The sequence below is a fragment of the Streptococcus equinus genome (assembly GCF_049393805.1).
Classification (GTDB): domain Bacteria; phylum Bacillota; class Bacilli; order Lactobacillales; family Streptococcaceae; genus Streptococcus; species Streptococcus equinus.
On the sequence record NZ_CP185763.1, the window covers coordinates 736,010 to 752,139 of the forward strand.

15 protein-coding genes are annotated in these 16,130 nt (G+C 38.9%); 5 read left to right on the top strand and 10 right to left on the bottom strand.

Going from position 1 to position 16,130, the window contains the following annotated elements; translation table 11 throughout:
- Positions 1-31: 31 nt before the first annotated feature.
- The 3 genes from ACN0NP_RS03595 to ACN0NP_RS03605 form a co-directional block, all read right to left on the bottom strand.
- Positions 32-754: a MerR family transcriptional regulator gene (locus tag ACN0NP_RS03595; protein WP_423217571.1), complete on the bottom strand. Its 723-nt coding sequence runs from the start codon at positions 752-754 to the stop codon at positions 32-34.
- A gap of 102 nt (positions 755-856) precedes the next feature.
- Positions 857-1,444 (bottom strand): 3'-5' exonuclease, encoded by a 588-nt coding sequence (locus ACN0NP_RS03600; protein WP_021143148.1) that lies wholly within the window; start codon positions 1,442-1,444, stop codon positions 857-859.
- Positions 1,445-1,518: 74 nt separating this feature from the next.
- The gene (locus ACN0NP_RS03605; RefSeq protein WP_004233265.1) at positions 1,519-2,067 is read right to left on the bottom strand and encodes a DUF536 domain-containing protein; all 549 of its coding nucleotides are present in this window, start codon (positions 2,065-2,067) and stop codon (positions 1,519-1,521) included.
- Between the two features lie 196 nt (positions 2,068-2,263).
- Here ACN0NP_RS03605 and ACN0NP_RS03610 point away from each other — a divergent pair, with 196 nt between their 5' ends.
- Together ACN0NP_RS03610 and rpsN are read left to right on the top strand one after the other, a co-directional pair.
- Entirely contained in the window at positions 2,264-3,436 is a 1,173-nt protein-coding gene (locus ACN0NP_RS03610; protein ID WP_423217572.1) for an NAD(P)/FAD-dependent oxidoreductase, read from the top strand.
- Between the two features lie 131 nt (positions 3,437-3,567).
- Positions 3,568-3,837, top strand: coding sequence for a 30S ribosomal protein S14 (rpsN, locus tag ACN0NP_RS03615; protein ID WP_024343539.1), 270 nt, complete (start codon positions 3,568-3,570; stop codon positions 3,835-3,837).
- 53 nt (positions 3,838-3,890) lie between these two features.
- On the opposite strand, the gene ACN0NP_RS03620 is transcribed toward rpsN, so the two are convergent.
- The gene (locus ACN0NP_RS03620; RefSeq protein WP_423217573.1) at positions 3,891-4,373 is read right to left on the bottom strand and encodes a GNAT family N-acetyltransferase; all 483 of its coding nucleotides are present in this window, start codon (positions 4,371-4,373) and stop codon (positions 3,891-3,893) included.
- Positions 4,374-4,475: 102 nt separating this feature from the next.
- Between ACN0NP_RS03620 and ACN0NP_RS03625 the strand changes: the two genes are divergently transcribed.
- Positions 4,476-4,877, top strand: coding sequence for a MarR family winged helix-turn-helix transcriptional regulator (locus ACN0NP_RS03625; RefSeq protein WP_423217574.1), 402 nt, complete (start codon positions 4,476-4,478; stop codon positions 4,875-4,877).
- A gap of 61 nt (positions 4,878-4,938) precedes the next feature.
- Here ACN0NP_RS03625 and tsaD read toward each other — a convergent pair whose 3' ends face one another.
- From tsaD to tsaB, 3 genes are read right to left on the bottom strand one after another with little or no spacing between them, the layout of a single operon-like run.
- Positions 4,939-5,949, bottom strand: coding sequence for a tRNA (adenosine(37)-N6)-threonylcarbamoyltransferase complex transferase subunit TsaD (gene tsaD / locus ACN0NP_RS03630; RefSeq protein ID WP_004233268.1), 1,011 nt, complete (start codon positions 5,947-5,949; stop codon positions 4,939-4,941).
- Between the two features lie 14 nt (positions 5,950-5,963).
- Positions 5,964-6,380, bottom strand: a complete 417-nt coding sequence (rimI, locus tag ACN0NP_RS03635; protein ID WP_423217575.1) for a ribosomal protein S18-alanine N-acetyltransferase — start codon at positions 6,378-6,380, stop codon at positions 5,964-5,966.
- A 1-nt stretch (position 6,381) separates the two neighbouring features.
- Positions 6,382-7,071, bottom strand: a complete 690-nt coding sequence (tsaB, locus tag ACN0NP_RS03640; RefSeq protein WP_423217671.1) for a tRNA (adenosine(37)-N6)-threonylcarbamoyltransferase complex dimerization subunit type 1 TsaB — start codon at positions 7,069-7,071, stop codon at positions 6,382-6,384.
- A gap of 184 nt (positions 7,072-7,255) precedes the next feature.
- Between tsaB and ACN0NP_RS03645 the strand changes: the two genes are divergently transcribed.
- Together ACN0NP_RS03645 and rnjA are read left to right on the top strand one after the other, a co-directional pair.
- The gene (locus ACN0NP_RS03645) at positions 7,256-7,486 is read left to right on the top strand and encodes a DNA-dependent RNA polymerase subunit epsilon (RefSeq protein ID WP_004233272.1); all 231 of its coding nucleotides are present in this window, start codon (positions 7,256-7,258) and stop codon (positions 7,484-7,486) included.
- Position 7,487: 1 nt separating this feature from the next.
- A complete protein-coding gene (rnjA, locus tag ACN0NP_RS03650; protein ID WP_004233273.1) occupies positions 7,488-9,170 on the top strand; it encodes a ribonuclease J1 in 1,683 nt (560 codons plus the stop codon).
- Positions 9,171-9,292: 122 nt separating this feature from the next.
- Here the strand turns inward: rnjA and ACN0NP_RS03655 are convergent, their stop codons facing one another.
- The 3 genes from ACN0NP_RS03655 to gltB all read right to left on the bottom strand — a co-directional run bounded on the left by ACN0NP_RS03655 (position 9,293) and on the right by gltB (position 16,046).
- Complete coding sequence (locus tag ACN0NP_RS03655; protein WP_423217576.1) at positions 9,293-9,955, bottom strand: CHAP domain-containing protein; 663 nt, start codon at positions 9,953-9,955, stop codon at positions 9,293-9,295.
- Positions 9,956-10,087: 132 nt separating this feature from the next.
- Complete coding sequence (locus ACN0NP_RS03660) at positions 10,088-11,527, bottom strand: glutamate synthase subunit beta (RefSeq protein ID WP_024343532.1); 1,440 nt, start codon at positions 11,525-11,527, stop codon at positions 10,088-10,090.
- 1 nt (position 11,528) lies between these two features.
- Positions 11,529-16,046 (bottom strand): glutamate synthase large subunit, encoded by a 4,518-nt coding sequence (gene gltB / locus ACN0NP_RS03665; protein WP_423217577.1) that lies wholly within the window; start codon positions 16,044-16,046, stop codon positions 11,529-11,531.
- Positions 16,047-16,130 lie beyond the last annotated feature (84 nt).

Here is a 16,130-nt window from a genome sequence, read left to right on the forward strand (position 1 = left end):
AAAAGCTCGAACCAATTGGTTCGAGCTTTTTTTACACTTCTTTTGCTGTTTCAATACAATATGATTTTTCATGACAATGTGGACAAGTTAATTTTCGTGTTTTTGGCGTATGGGGCGCAAAGAAAAATGTTTTAAAATTTGGTTGGAACACATGATGACAATTTGGACAGATATAAGCAACATTTTGAGCATAATTCTTCGTAAACCAAACAGCGAAGGGAGCTAAAATTACTTCAGCAATCACATAAATCCAAATATTCCAAGCCACTATTGCCCAGACTAAACTACCAACTTGAACAAGAAATAAGGGCAAAAAGATGAAAAACATCTTCCAATGAACTTTTTTCAATGATTTTTGATTTTTCATGGTAAGAGAAATGTCTGATAAAAATTCTAGTGACTGACTTGACTCAGTTTTAACCCTGTCAAGAAGATTTACAGCTGTGTCAAGTTTAGCTTTTTTCTCTGCAAGCTGCTGCCTAATAGCTTTGATATGCTCGACCAAAAGCAATTCTAAAACCTGCTTTGCATTTTCTTCAGCATACAAGCGTTTAATCTGCTCTATTGAAAAGTCAAGCTCACGCAAAAAACAAATCAAGCGCAACTTCTCCAAATCAGATTCACTATATATACGACGACCACCTTCTGATAACTGAGATGGCACTAAAATGCCCCGTTTATCATAGTACTGAACTGTGCGAACAGAAACACCAGCTAGCTTAGCCAAATCACCAGTTGTATAAGTCTGAGACATTTCCTTCACCTCCTTTCTGCCCTCATTATAGGACATGACCCAAGGTCATAAGCAAGAGGTTACCTTAGATGATTTTTTCTTTTTTTGAAAAATAGCAGAGCCTTAGCCGAAAAAGCCACCCAAAGCAGCAAATGGATTATCACCATGCTCTTCTTCTTGCTGATTTAAGTAAGATTTATTCTCATCAAATTCCATAAATTTTTCATAAACAAGAGCTGTCATACGAGCATCTTCTAGTGAATTATGACCGTGACCAGAAATCCCCAAAAAGTCTGCTACGCTTGTTAACTTAAGATTAGCAATACCATTTAAGTCTGAGCTACGACGTTCAAAAGCTTCATCATAAAGATCAACCTTGTAAAGCTCTGTCAAGTCCAGATTATTTTCGGCTAGTAAAGGTAAATCTGATTTCAAAGCATTGTAACCAACCAAAGCAGTCTCACCAACAAAAGCTTTAAAATCTGCTAACACCTTGTCAAGCTTTGGAGCAGTGGCTATTTTTTCTGATGTAATACCTGTCAAACCATTAATAAAAGATTGTAAAGGCACATCAGTGTAAACATAAGTGTCAAAGTTGTCAACCTCTTCACCATCTTTAAATTTTACTGCTGACACTTGGATAATATGACTAACTTCAGCAACTGTGTTGAATTCCAAGTCAAAAGCAATGTACTCAGATAGCTTTTCCATAATTCCTCCTTAATCACATAACTAGTTTGCTTTTACAAAATAAGCTGGAACTTTCGTCCCAGCCACCGACTTCCTTATTTTTTACCAAAAAGGCGTGAGAACAAACCTTTTTTCTTAGTTTCTTCTACTTCTTCTTGCTCTTGAGTTTCTTCTTCAGTTTTTGTTTGAATTTCTTCAAATTCAGCTTTAGCTTCGTTTAGTTCAAGTTGAAGACGTTTGCTATCTTCCATTGCGGCAAGTGTCAACTGTTGTTGTTGATCCAACTGTTTATCTTTCTCACCAATTTGAACATCTTTAACACGAAGTTGTTCATCTTTTGAAGCCAATTGTTTATCTTTAGCTTTTAGTTGTTCATACAAACGAGTAATTTCTGTATTTTTCTCGTCAACTAAAATCTCTAAGAGCTCACGTTGTTTTGTTTCTTCATCAATTGGTTCATCTTCAAAGATTGTTTTTTTGTAGATTTCTTCTAGCTTGATAAGTCCGCTACGATTAACAACCGTAACCCCTTTTTCATTTTTATCAACATCTTCTTCTGGGAGATTCTTAACACGATTGTTAACCGCTTGACGGCTAACTCCTAGAATCTCAGCAATTTCACTAACTGTTTTCTCGATTGCCATAATATCCTCTTTACATTGAAATACTTATGACAAGAATAACACATGAGCCCTTGATTGTCAATTTAAAGTCGGTTTCTTGACTGCTTCAAGCCTGAAATGATAGGCTTTTTTTAAAATCGTGTCAACTTTCTGTCATTTTTTGTAAACTTGGTCATTTCATTACGGGACTTGAATATTTTATGCTACAATGTTTAGTATGAAACAATACGATACTATTATCATCGGCGGTGGTCCTGCCGGAATGATGGCAGCTATTTCTAGTAGCTACTATGGAAATAAAACTCTACTCATCGAAAAAAATAAAAGACTCGGAAAAAAATTAGCCGGAACCGGAGGTGGACGTTGCAACGTCACAAATAACGGTACCATTGATGACCTCATGGAAGGCATTCCTGGAAATGGTCGCTTTTTATACAGTGTCTTTTCTCAATTTGACAATCATGACATCATTAATTTCTTTGAAGAAAATGGCGTTGCTCTAAAAGTTGAAGACCATGGTCGTGTCTTTCCTAAAACTGATAAATCAAGAACAATCATCGATGCCCTTGCTCACAAAATCCAAAAACTTGGTGGCACTGTTCTGACAAATACTGAAGTCGTTTCTGTGAAAAAAATCGACAATCTTTTCCACATCAAATCAGCCACAGAGGAATTTACCTCTGAAAAACTCATCATAACAACAGGTGGCAAAGCCTATCCTTCCACAGGTTCAACAGGTTTTGGGTATGAAATTGCTCGCCACTTCAAATTAAAACTGACCGAGCTTGAGGCTGCAGAAAGTCCGTTATTAACAGATTTTCCACACAAGGAACTTCAGGGAATCTCTCTTGACGACGTGAGTCTATCTTATGGAAAACACCACATCACACATGATTTGCTCTTTACCCATTTTGGTTTGTCTGGGCCTGCTGCGCTTCGTATGTCTAGTTTTATCAAGGGCGGTGAAACCATCACACTTGATTTTATCCCCAAAATATCCACAGATGATGTGACTATTTTCTTAAAAGAGCACCGCGAAAAATCACTCAAAAATGCTCTCAAGGGACTTGTCCCAGAACGACTAGCTAGCTTTTTAGCTCAGCCATTCCCCGAAAAAGTCAAACAGCTGACTCCACAAGAAGAAAAAGAGCTTGTGGATAACCTCAAAGCAATGCCAATTAAAGTCACTGGCAAAATGTCACTAGCAAAATCTTTTGTCACAAAAGGCGGCGTTGACTTGAAAGAAATCAACCCTAAAACCCTTGAAAGTAAACAAGTTCCTGGGCTCCACTTTGCTGGTGAAGTGCTGGATATTAACGCCCACACAGGTGGCTTCAACATTACTGTAGCACTCTGCACAGGCTGGGTTGCTGGAAGTTTACACTATTAATTCACAAAAGAAATCCAAAAATGGGTTTCTTTTTTTAAAAAATATTTAACTAGTTAAGGTTTTCGCTTGATAATCTCCGCTAAAATGTTATGATAAATATTGTTAACCAGTTAACTAAAAAGGAGGTTGTCATGGCAAAAAAATCTAAAATCGCTAGATACAACAAACAATTAAAACTCATCGAACAATATGCTGACTTGCGTCGAGAACTTAAGGCTAAAGGTGACTATGAAGCCCTTCGCAAACTACCACGCGATTCAAATCCAAATCGTCTGAAAAATCGTGACCGCATTGATGGACGCCCACATGCTTATATGCGAAAATTTGGTATGAGCCGAATCAATTTCCGCAATCTTGCGCACGAAGGAAAAATCCCAGGCGTCACAAAAGCCAGCTGGTAATCAATTTAGAAAGAAAAAGTTTTAATCAAAAAAGCAGACTTTGTCTGCTTTTTTTAGTTGACAGAATATGTATAATAACGATTATCCACAGTTAAACGTGGAAAATCATTGGGTAATTCTGCCGAAGTTATTTCCTTAAAACCTGATTTTTGATAAAAATATTGTGCTGCTTTAAAATCTGATGTTGTCCCAAGAAAAATTGCCTTTTTACCTTTTTCACGACAATAAATAATAAATTCTTCTAATAATTTTCGTCCCAAACCCAATTTTCGGTATGATTTGGCAACGAACATTTTCTTTAAGGCAACATTTTCATCCATAAGAGCAACTAATCCAAGACATCCCACTACCTGTCCATTACTACTATCAACTGCTACCCAAAACTGACCACCCTTATCTTGATACGAACTTTCAATATTCAACAAATCTGGTTGATCAGATAAAGTGATCGGAAGTAAAAATTCTTTTTGTTGAATATCTAAAATCAACTCTTTTACTGATTGATTAAATCTTGACTCAAATATTTTTATCTCCATAGCATCTCCTTTTTATTGTATCTGCAATAATATTTCTCATATTATATCACACTTTATTGTAAATGCAATAATTTTTTGATAGAATTTATCTGAGGAGATAAAATGTTTGAAATAATTCGTACTATCGGTGCCATTACTCGCACCATTCAAATAGATTCTAATAACCACTTTAAAGAACTAGGCTTAAATAACAACCTTTATATCTATATCATTCGTACTTGTGAAGAACCTGGAATGTTTTTAGGCGAACTTGCAGATAATGTTCAAATTGACCGTACAACAGCTTTTAGAACCATAAAAAAACTCGTTAAACTCGGCTATTTTGAATTGCAAAATGATTCTAATAACCAAAAAATTAAACGAGTTTTCCCAACACAAAAAGCTTTAGATGTCTATCCACAACTTCACGAATATGAGCAAAAGCAATCTGATTTTCTTTTATCAAACTTATCCACAGAAGAAATTGCTCAACTAAAAGAACTTATGGCAAAATTAAAATACTAAAATTGTTGATAATAAAAAACTCCTGACAGCACCGTTCAGGAGTTTTCTTGTATTTTAATCCTTAATCCAAAGTATCAAAAGCCAAGCTTGGCTTTGCATTTAAATCAAGCCCTGCAAAGTGACCTTTATCGTATTCGATAGCTGCGGCAAGTGAAACCATTCCAGCATTGTCACCACATAGACGAAGTGGTGGAATAACGACCTCTGCTTCTGTGATTTCATCAGCTAAGCGTTCACGCAAGCCTTGGTTTGCAGCAACACCACCAGCAACAACTAATGTTTTTACTGGAAATTTTTCCAAAGCTTTTTTAGTTTTAGCCATCAAAACATCCAAAACAGCTGCTTGGAATGAAGCTGACAAGTCTTCGTTTGACAATGTTTCACCTTTTTGAGCGGCATTGTGATGCAAATTGATAAAGGCAGATTTCAAACCTGAGAATGAAAATTCTAGATTATCTTCTTTAATCATAGCACGTGGAAAATCGTAAATATCTTTTCCTTTGTGGGCTAACTGGTCAATTTCACGTCCTGCAGGATATGTAAGTCCCATAACACGACCAACTTTATCATAAGCTTCACCAACGGCATCGTCACGTGTTTCACCGACAATTTTATAGTTACCAGGTTCAGACACATAAACAAGTTCTGTGTGACCACCAGAAACTAGAAGTGCCATCAATGGGTATTGAAGTTCTTGCACCTCACGCGCAGCCATCAAATGCCCTGACATGTGGTTAACTGGAATAAGTGGCAAATTATTAGCCCAAGCAAACGCCTTCGCAGCTGCCATTCCGACCAAAATTGCACCAACTAAACCAGGTCCGTAAGTCACAGCAACAGCATCAAGGTCACTGACCTCAATCTCTGCAGCAGCTAAGGCATCCTTAAAACAAGTTGTAATAACTTCCACATGGTGACGACTCGCAACTTCTGGTACAACACCACCAAAACGTTTATGACTTTCGATTTGGCTTGCAATAACGTTACTTAAAATCTCACTTTCATTTTTTAAGACCGCGATACTTGTCTCGTCACAAGAACTCTCCACGGCCAAAATATATCTATCTTTCATCTGATTTTTTCCTCTTATTTACCTTCGCGCTTCATAATAATCGCATCTTCTACAGGTTCATGATAATATTGCTTGCGCTTGCCGATAATGTCAAAGCCAAACTTCTTATATAAAGCTTGAGCTGGAGCGTTCGATGCTCTAACCTCTAAAAAGATCGGATAGTCCATCTGGTCTAGATTGGATAGCAATTGACTTCCAAGACCGTGTCCTTGATAAGCTTTTTTAATAGCAATATTTGTGATTTCTAATTCACCTGCCAGCTGCTGAATCGCTAAAAATCCAGCGATTTCACCATTCTTTTCTATAAAAAAGTAATCAACATTTTCCTGTTGCATGTCCGATAAAATCTGCTTTTCAGACCAGGGAGAAACGGGATAGACATCCGACAAAATCTCATAAACAGCAGTGACATTTTTTTGTAAATCTTTCATATTAAATGCGGTTAATGTAATGAGCACTTGGGTCTTCTTTGTGTGTCTTAAGCCAGTTTTCTTCTGCTTCTACACGTTTTAGGTAACTTGGAACAAAACTATCCACATCGACTGGTTGTAATTCTTGTCCACGTTTACCGATGGCATAAGCTGACGGCAAAACTGTCAGTGTTTTGGCAGTTGGCATCGCTTCTTCGATTTGTTGACAGAAATTAGCCACTTCACCGACAAACATGACCTCTTTTTCATCTTTAACAGTTTCTAAAACATCCGCAAAATTCATGTGTTGGTCTTCTTTGATAGCTTGACCATTCTTGTAAAATCCAGCATAGACATTGTTACGACGAGCATCGATAAGTGGGACAACTACTCCCTCAAAGTCAGCTGCCGCAGCAAGAGCATACAGACTAGAAATACCAACTAAATCAATATTTAATGTATAAGCTAACGTTTTAGCTGTTGCAACTGCCACACGAAGTCCAGTATATGAACCTGGTCCTTGAGCCACAGCAATTCTATCCAAATCAGCTGGTTTTAAGTCCACAGCTTTCATCAAAAAATCAATCGCAGGCATCAAATTAATGCTGTGATTTTTCTTAATATTGACCGTAACATCGGCTAGTAAATTTTCACCATCCAAGATGGCAACAGACAAAGCCTTACTTGAAGTATCAAAGGCTAAAACTTTCATCATTTAAATTCCCTCACTTGATTATACTTCTTATTTTATGATATAATTTTAATAATTGCAACGAATCAAGGTTAAATCAATTACTCGGAAAAAATTTAATAATAACTGGTCAAGTAGCTACAAGCTAGTTGATGTGTTTTGTGTATTTTGATTAGCCACAGGTACATTAAGAAAGGAAAAAACTATGATTTATAAAGTTTTTTATCAAGAAACAAAAGAACGTAACCCACGCCGCGAACAAACTAAAGCACTTTACTTAGAAATCGATGCGGCTAACGAACTTGAAGGACGTATCAAAACACGTAAACTCGTTGAAGAAAAAACACCTTACAACGTAGAATACATCGAACTTCTTTCAGACAAACACCTAGCTTACGAAAAAGAATCAGGTGCCTTTAAATTAACGGAGTTATAACATGTCTCAAATCAATTTAAAACCCGAAGAAGTTGGGGTTTATGCGATTGGTGGTCTTGGAGAAATAGGGAAAAATACTTACGGTATCGAATATCAAGATGAAATTATCATCGTCGATGCTGGTATCAAATTCCCAGAAGATGATTTGCTCGGTATTGACTATGTCATTCCAGACTATTCATACATTGTTGACAATATCGATCGTATCAAAGGGCTTGTGATTACTCACGGGCACGAAGACCACATCGGGGGAATTCCATTCCTTTTAAAGCAAGCTAACATTCCTGTTTACGCTGGACCTTTAGCGCTTGCTCTTATCAAAGGAAAATTGGAAGAACACGGACTCTTGCGTGATGCTAAACTCTACGAAATCAATGCTAATACAGAATTGACTTTCAAAAATCTTAGCGTTACATTCTTCCGTACTACCCACTCAATTCCAGAACCTCTAGGTATCGTCGTTCACACACCTCAAGGTAAAATTGTCTGCACGGGGGATTTCAAGTTTGACTGGACACCAGTTGGTGAACCTGCTGATATCCACCGCATGGCTGCCCTTGGGGAAGACGGTGTCCTATGTCTGCTATCTGATTCTACTAACGCAGAAATTCCAACTTTTACAAACTCAGAAAAAGTTGTTGGACAATCTATCATGAAGATTATTGAAGGCATTCATGGTCGTATTATCTTCGCATCATTTGCCTCAAATATCTTCCGTCTCCAACAAGCTGCCGAAGCAGCTGTCAAAACAGGACGTAAAATCGTCGTCTTTGGTCGTTCAATGGAAAAAGCCATTGTTAACGGTATTGAGCTTGGTTACATCAAAGTTCCAAAAGGAACATTCATTGAACCGAGCGAAATCAAAGATTACCATGCTAGCGAAATCTTAATCATGTGTACTGGTAGCCAAGGTGAATCAATGGCTGCGCTAGCACGTATTGCTAACGGTACACACCGCCAAGTTTCACTCCAACCTGGTGATACTGTTATCTTCTCATCTAGCCCAATTCCTGGTAACACAACAAGTGTTAACAAACTTATCAACACTATCCAAGAAGCTGGTGTAGAAGTTATCCACGGTAAAGTTAACAACATTCACACATCTGGTCACGGTGGACAACAAGAACAAAAATTGATGCTCCGCTTGATGAAACCAAAATACTTCATGCCTGTTCACGGTGAATACCGTATGCTTAAGATTCACGCAGGTTTAGGTATGGATACTGGTATTCCAAAAGAAAATATCTTTATCATGGAAAACGGTGATGTACTAGCTCTTACAGCTAACTCAGCTCGTCGCGCTGGACACTTCAACGCTCAAGATATCTACGTTGATGGTAATGGTATCGGTGATATTGGTGCTGCCGTACTTCGTGATCGTCGTGATCTTTCTGAAGACGGTGTCGTACTTGCTGTTGCTACAGTTGACTTTGATAGTCAAATGATTCTTGCTGGACCAGACATTCTTAGTCGTGGTTTCATCTACATGCGTGAATCAGGTGACCTTATCCGTGAAAGCCAACGTGTTCTTTTCAACGCTATTCGTATCGCATTGAAAAACAAAGACGCAAGTATCCAATCTGTTAACGGAGCAATTGTTAACGCACTACGTCCATTCTTATATGAAAAAACAGAACGTGAACCAATCATTATCCCAATGATTCTCACACCTGATGATAAATAAATTAAAAAAGCGAGTTGATATCAACTCGCTTTTTTAATTTATCCACACTTTATCCACAAGTTGTTAACAACTTATCCACAACTGTTCAAAAAGACCTAGATATTCTAGGCCTTTTCCATTTATCATAAATTTTTTGGATAGATATAACTAACTTCTCCAGCTGTTTTACTATTTGTCGGATCAAACCACCCACGGTAGTTATCTATCCACTGTTTATTTCCATAATTTGATTCCAGCACTTGAATTTGGCCAGAAGTATTGACGGCAGTCACGTAGGCAACATGCCCATAGCTGTTGGGATCTGTCCAGCAAACAATCGCTCCCACTTCTGCTTGACTGCTGACAACAAATCCCTGACTAGCTGCGTTAGCTGCCCAATCACCAGCATTTCCCCACCAATTGCTTGCCCAAGTTGCTAGCTGCTTAACACCCCAAGTACATTGACCAACAGGGTATGTATTGTCTGTTTGGGCTGAATTTGATACCAATTGGTTAGCCCCGCTAGATTCACTGTTGACGCTTGATGTTAACAAGTTCGTCACAAATGGATCAATCGGCGTTTTATCAGGAATCTGCAAAACCTGACCAGGAAAAATAGTGTCATAAATTGACATGCCATTCAATGCTGCTAAGTCGTAAACACTCAAGCCGTACATCTGCGCTACACTATAAAATGAATCGCCATTTTGAATTGTATAAGTGTCTGCTTTTGCATCTGCTTGAGAAAGTAATACTGCGCCTGCTAATGCAGCTGTCGCTAGTGTTAATGTTTTTTTGTAGTTCATAAAAATCCCCCTTTACGCTTACCAGTATAGCAGTCAAATATTACAAAAAATATAAAGATATGTAAACGCTGTATTTCATTACCTACTATCTTTGAAACATAAAAAAACTGCCCTCAAGCAGTTTTTTAAAATTTATTGAGCAACCATGATACGAAGACCTTGGTCGATTTTTTCTGCGGCTTTACGTCCTTCACGAATTCCCCAAATCACAAGACTTGGACCACGACGCGCATCACCTGCAACAAAGACTCGATCATTATTGGTTGAATAATCATCATAAACACTTTGAACGCCAAATTGGTCAAAGAGTGATTTTTCAGCACCAGTGAATCCCATCGCCAATAAAACAAGGTCAGCTTTAATGATTTCTTCAGTGCCTTCAATTGGTTTGAAACCAGGCCCAACTTTGATTGTCTTCGCTGCGATGACTTGACCACGATCTGCACCAATCAATTCTGTTGTTGATGTCGCATAAGTCGTCAACTCAGTATCTTGAACAAAGTTTGCTTCTTCTTGTCCGTAACCAATACGTTTAATCATTGGATATTGCGGCCAAGGATTTGTTGGAAGACGTTTTTCTGGTGGTTCTGGAGTAATTTCAAGTTGTTTAACACTTGCTGCTCCGAGACGAATAGCTGTACCGATACAGTCGTTACCAGTATCACCGCCACCGATAACAAGAACGTGTTTTCCTTCAAGCGTTGGACCAAGTTTTTTATTATCAGAAGCAAGAACATTCTTAGTAGTTTCTGTTAGGAAATCAACCGCAAAACGGACACCAGTCAAATGACGACCCGGAACATTCAAATCACGTGGAACACTTGCACCTGTTGCAAGAACAACACGATCAAATTTTTTCAACAAATCATCAGCAGTCACATCACGTCCAACTTCTGTATTTGCCACAAAATTGATGCCAAGTTTTTCCATAAGATCAATACGGCGTTGAACAACTTCTTTATCCAACTTCATATTTGGAATACCGTACATCAAAAGGCCTCCAAAACGGTCACTGCGTTCATAAACGGTCACGCTATGACCAAGTTTATTGAGGCGCCATGCAGCTGACAAACCTGCAGGACCTGAACCGATAACAGCTACTTTAAAGCCGGTACGAGCAGCTGGTTTTCCTGCTTCTTCAACCCAACCTTTTTCAAATGCAGTGTCAATGATGAAACGTTCGTTATCATGAATAGTCACTCCAGAGCCATTGAGGCCTTCTGTACAGCCTTTTTCACATGGAGCTGGACAAACACGTCCAGTCATCTCTGGAAACGGATTAGTGCGTGATAAACGCTCAAATGCACGCTTATAATCTCCTTTGTAAAGAAGATCATTCCATTCAGGAATCAAATTATCATTTGGGCAACCTGAAACTGCACGACCACCGCCATAAAACTGTCCAGAATGGCAGAACGGAATTCCACAAGACATACAACGTGCAGCTTGTTTTTGACGTTCTTCTTCTGTCAGTGGCACTTGCAGTTCTTCAAAGTCCAAGATGCGTTCAGCAACAGGACGAAACGGATTATCTTTTCGATCATATTTCAAAAAACCAAATGGATTAGCCATTTTATTTACCTCCTGTTACTTTTGCGAGAAGTTCTTCTTTTTCGGCAGCTGTTTCCGCACCACCTGTAGCAATTTCAAAGGTACGCAACTCAAGTTCATCACCTTCAAGACCTGTATCTGAGAGCGCGTATTCAATGTTATTGATTTCGTGGAATTCAGTTGGGTAAACTTTAATGAATTTATCAACTTCTTGTGCCCAGTTATCAAGCAAACGTTTTGCTTTAGCACTACCAGTGTATTCATAATGTTTTTGAATCATATCTACCAAGATATCATCGCCACGAGTTTCACCCACTTTATAGAGGTCAACCATTTGATGATTTACTTTTTCAGCAAAATCGCCATCAACATCATAAACATAAGCAACACCACCACTCATACCAGCAGCAAAGTTACGTCCTGTTGTACCAAGGATAACAGCAACACCACCAGTCATATACTCACAACCGTGGGCTCCAACACCTTCGACAACAACTTTCGCACCTGAGTTACGAACACAGAAACGTTCACCAGCACGTCCAGCGAAGTAAGCTTCACCTTTAACCGCACCAAAGAGAGCAACATTACCAACAATTGGTGAATTTTCAATATCATAAGCTGCATCATGTGGTGGTTTCACAATCAAGCGACCACCTGACATCGATTTAGCAATATAGTCATTAGCTTCACCAACCAAAGTCAATTCCATACCTTGTGTAATAAAGCTTGCAAATGATTGTCCAGCAATTCCTGTGTATTCGTATTTAATCAAACCAGGTTCAACTGAGTAGTTACCATAACGTTCAGCCATCCAACCTGCCATACGAGCACCAACTGCACGTTGAACGTTGTTAATTGATTCTTTAACTGTTACAGTTGTTCCACTATCAACAGCAGCTTTGGCAAATCCATCCAATTCTTTCCATTGACGCGCATCTGCAAATGGGTCTTCTGTCTTACGTTCGATAGGGTAAGCTGTTCCAAGCATACGAGAGAAATCAAGTGATTTAGCTTTACCTTTTGGAATGAATTTAGCTTTCAAGATTTCTGAATGACCGACCATTTCATCGACAGAACGGAATCCAAGCTCAGCCATGTATTCACGCAATTCTTCTGCCATAAACATCATCATGTTGATGACATGTTCAGGTTTACCAGCAAAATGTTTACGAAGTTCAGGATTTTGAGTAGCTACACCAACTGGACAAGTATTAAGTGAGCAAACACGCATCATAACACATCCAATTGAAACCAAGGTAAGACTCGCAAATGAATATTCTTCAGCTCCAAGGAGTGTTGCAATAGCCACATCACGTCCTGTCATTAATTTACCATCTGTTTCAAGCGTCATGCGTTGACGGAGGCGGTTAAGCGACAATGTTTGGTGTGCTTCAGCCAAGCCCATTTCCCAAGGAAGACCGGCATCACGGACAGAGTTACGTGGAGAAGCTCCAGTACCACCGTCATAACCAGAAATGACAACTTTGTCCGCACCAGCTTTAACACAACCTGTAGCGATTGTACCAACACCAGTACTTGAAACCAATTTAACATTGATTTTAGCGTATGGATTAATTGCTTTAAGGTCATAAATCAATTGTGCCAAATCTTCAATTGAGTAAATATCATGGTGAGGTGGTGGTGAAATCAAACGAACACCAGGCGTTGCACCACGAATTTCAGCAACCCAAGGGAAGACTTTTTGACCAGGCAATTGACCACCTTCACCAGGTTTTGCACCTTGTGCTAACTTGATTTGGATTTCTTCAGCAGACATAAGATATTCAGCATTGACACCGAAACGTCCTGAAGCGACTTGTTTAATCTTAGAATTCAAATTACGACCATCTGGCTGAACTTTGAAACGATTACGATTTTCGCCACCTTCACCAGAGTTTGATTTAGCTCCGATTGAGTTCATAGCTTCTGCGATTGTTTCGTGCGCTTCTTTTGAAAGTGAACCAAAACTCATGGCACCCACTTTGAAACGTTTAACGATACTTTGAGCAGGTTCAACTTCTGAAAGGGCAACTTTTGGTCGATTTGAATTAAATTCCCAAATTGAACGAAGAGTTGTTGGTGTTGCCAAAGCCTCTTTATCTAATTCAGCAGTGTATTCTTTAAAGAGCTTGTAATCACCTTTTCGAACAGCCTGTTGGAAATTATAAATAGTATGCGGATTGAAGAGGTGGTATTCACCATCTGCTTTAAACTGATAGATACCGCCACTTTGCAAATAGTCACCTTTACGAGGACCAAAAGCATCTTCCATACGTTGAAGATATTCTTTTTCGATTTGGTCGAGTGACAAGCCACCAATACGTGTCACAGTACCTGTAAAGTACTTGTTAACAACTTCATCAGAAAGTCCTACTGCTTCAAACAGTTGAGCACCTTTATAACCGAGAATTGTAGAAATCCCCATACGACTCATGACTTTGACAATACCTTTCTCAGCTGCTTTACGGTATTTTTCAAATGCAAGTTCATCTTTACCGTATTCTTTTAATGTCGCATAAGCACCATAAGGATGAACAGCCGCTGCACCATAACCTACTAAAGTGGCAAAATGATGAACTTCAATAGCTTCCGCAGTATCAACCACAATTGAAAATTGACTAGCTTTACCTTTTCCAACCATGTAGTTATTCAAACCAGAAACTGCTAACAACATTGGAATAGTTGTTTGATTTTCTTTAACATTTCGGTCTGAAAGAATGATAATCTTGCTACCTTTATCAACAGCTTTCTCAGCAGATTTGAACAGATTTTCCAAAGCACGTTGCAAACGATTTTGTGATGGTTTTACCAAATCATAGACAGTAGACAAAGTCGTTGCACGATAGCGATCATCTGTCAAATTAGAGATTTTTGCAAAATCTTGTGTTGAGAGGACAGGACTATCGATTTTCACTTTAACACAATTGTCTGCACCATCTTCCTTGAAATTACCATCCCCACCAAGATAAACACTTGTTGATACGACGATTTGTTCACGAATGGCATCAATCGGTGGATTTGTAACTTGCGCAAATTGTTGTTTAAAGAAAGTGAAAAGAGACTGACTCTTATTAGAAAGCACAGCTAACGGGCTATCGAATCCCATTGAAATAACTGGTTCTTCGCCTCTTTCAGACATTGGGAGAATAACCGTACGAATGACTTCTTCGTTGTATCCGTACGCTTTCCACATTGTTTCAATGTCATTTGCTTCTTGATTTAGCTCAGCTGCTTCAAAATCATTAAGATGTGCAATGTTTTCTTCAACCCATTCTTTATATGGATGTTGTGCAGCATAATAAGCTTTGACTTCTTCATTACGCATCAATTTACCAGAAGTAGTATCAATCAACATCATATTACCAGGGCCAAGCACACCTTTTTCGATAACACGACTTGGCTCAAGATCAACTACACCAGATTCACTTGAACAAATCAAGAAATTGTCCTTAGTAAGTGAGTAACGGCTAGGACGCAAACCATTACGGTCCAAGCGTGCTCCGACCATATCACCATCTGTAAAGACAAGCGCAGCTGGACCATCCCACGGAGCAACAAAACTTGACGCATACTCGTAAAATGCCTTAAGATCATCTGAAAGCCCAGATTCATCACCCCAAGCTTCAGGCACCATCATCAAAAGACTTTGTGGAATATCACGACCATTACGATAAAGATACTCTAGACAGTTTTCCAACTTAGCAGAATCAGAATTTTCTTCATTGTAAACTTCAATCTGGTGGCTGTGCATCCAATTTTCAGCACCACGAAGCGTATTAATTTCACCGTTGTGCGCTAAAAAGCGGAAAGGCTGCGCACGATCCCAAGATGGGAAAGTATTTGTTGAAAAGCGTGAGTGTGTCAAAGCGATGTGGGATTTAAAATGCTCATCTTGCAAGTCAGGATAGAATAGCCCTACTTGAAAAGCATGAAGCATCCCTTTGTACACAATTGTCTTACTTGAAAGTGAGCAAATGAAAAATTCATCTGCTGAGAAACTCTTTTCAAGCTGACGACGTAAACGGAATAATTTGTCTTCAAAATCACGACCAGCTTTAGTATCAGCAGGCTTTTTAACAAAAACTTGAACAAAACTTGGCATGATTTCCTGCGCTGCAGGACCACAATTATCATAATTAAATGGCACATCACGCGTCATCAAAACATGAAAACCAGCCGACTTAATTTCTGCTTTAACAGCCTCTAAAAGACTATCTTTAGCCTCAGTTTCCTGAGGTAAAAATAGCTGTGCGACTGCATAATCACCTTTTTTAGGTAATTCATAACCTGCTTCTTTTGCCTTTTCTTGGAAAAATTCATCAGGCAAAGCGAGCAGCATTCCAGCACCGTCACCAGTATCAGGCTCTGCTCCTGTACCACCACGGTGATTCATACGTGTCAACATCGTCAAAGCATAATCAATCAACGTATGACTTGCTTTTCCATCAAGTTGTGCAACAAACCCCATACCACAGGCATCTGACTCAAAAGATGGATCCCAAAGCGTTGTCTGCTGCGCCCTCAAAGCACTTTCATTCATAGCTCTTACTCCTATCATTAATACAAACAGCCCAAAATAGTCTAACTATTCTGAATATTTACCTTATATTATACCACATTCCTG

Bases quoted from the DNA above. Each gene is read 5' to 3' on its own strand.
- ACN0NP_RS03610 (WP_423217572.1), top strand. From the start codon at position 2,264: ATGAAACAATACGATACTATTATCATCGGCGGTGGTCCTGCCGGAATG.
- rpsN (WP_024343539.1), top strand. From the start codon at position 3,568: ATGGCAAAAAAATCTAAAATCGCTAGATACAACAAACAATTAAAACTC.
- ACN0NP_RS03625 (WP_423217574.1), top strand. From the start codon at position 4,476: ATGTTTGAAATAATTCGTACTATCGGTGCCATTACTCGCACCATTCAA.
- tsaB (WP_423217671.1), bottom strand. From the start codon at position 7,071: ATGAAAGTTTTAGCCTTTGATACTTCAAGTAAGGCTTTGTCTGTTGCC.
- ACN0NP_RS03605 (WP_004233265.1), bottom strand. From the start codon at position 2,067: ATGGCAATCGAGAAAACAGTTAGTGAAATTGCTGAGATTCTAGGAGTT.
- ACN0NP_RS03645 (WP_004233272.1), top strand. From the start codon at position 7,256: ATGATTTATAAAGTTTTTTATCAAGAAACAAAAGAACGTAACCCACGC.
- ACN0NP_RS03660 (WP_024343532.1), bottom strand. From the start codon at position 11,527: ATGGCTAATCCATTTGGTTTTTTGAAATATGATCGAAAAGATAATCCG.
- ACN0NP_RS03620 (WP_423217573.1), bottom strand. From the start codon at position 4,373: ATGGAGATAAAAATATTTGAGTCAAGATTTAATCAATCAGTAAAAGAG.
- ACN0NP_RS03600 (WP_021143148.1), bottom strand. From the start codon at position 1,444: ATGGAAAAGCTATCTGAGTACATTGCTTTTGACTTGGAATTCAACACA.
- tsaD (WP_004233268.1), bottom strand. From the start codon at position 5,949: ATGAAAGATAGATATATTTTGGCCGTGGAGAGTTCTTGTGACGAGACA.
- rnjA (WP_004233273.1), top strand. From the start codon at position 7,488: ATGTCTCAAATCAATTTAAAACCCGAAGAAGTTGGGGTTTATGCGATT.
- ACN0NP_RS03655 (WP_423217576.1), bottom strand. From the start codon at position 9,955: ATGAACTACAAAAAAACATTAACACTAGCGACAGCTGCATTAGCAGGC.
- rimI (WP_423217575.1), bottom strand. From the start codon at position 6,380: ATGAAAGATTTACAAAAAAATGTCACTGCTGTTTATGAGATTTTGTCG.
- ACN0NP_RS03595 (WP_423217571.1), bottom strand. From the start codon at position 754: ATGTCTCAGACTTATACAACTGGTGATTTGGCTAAGCTAGCTGGTGTT.
- gltB (WP_423217577.1), bottom strand. From the start codon at position 16,046: ATGAATGAAAGTGCTTTGAGGGCGCAGCAGACAACGCTTTGGGATCCA.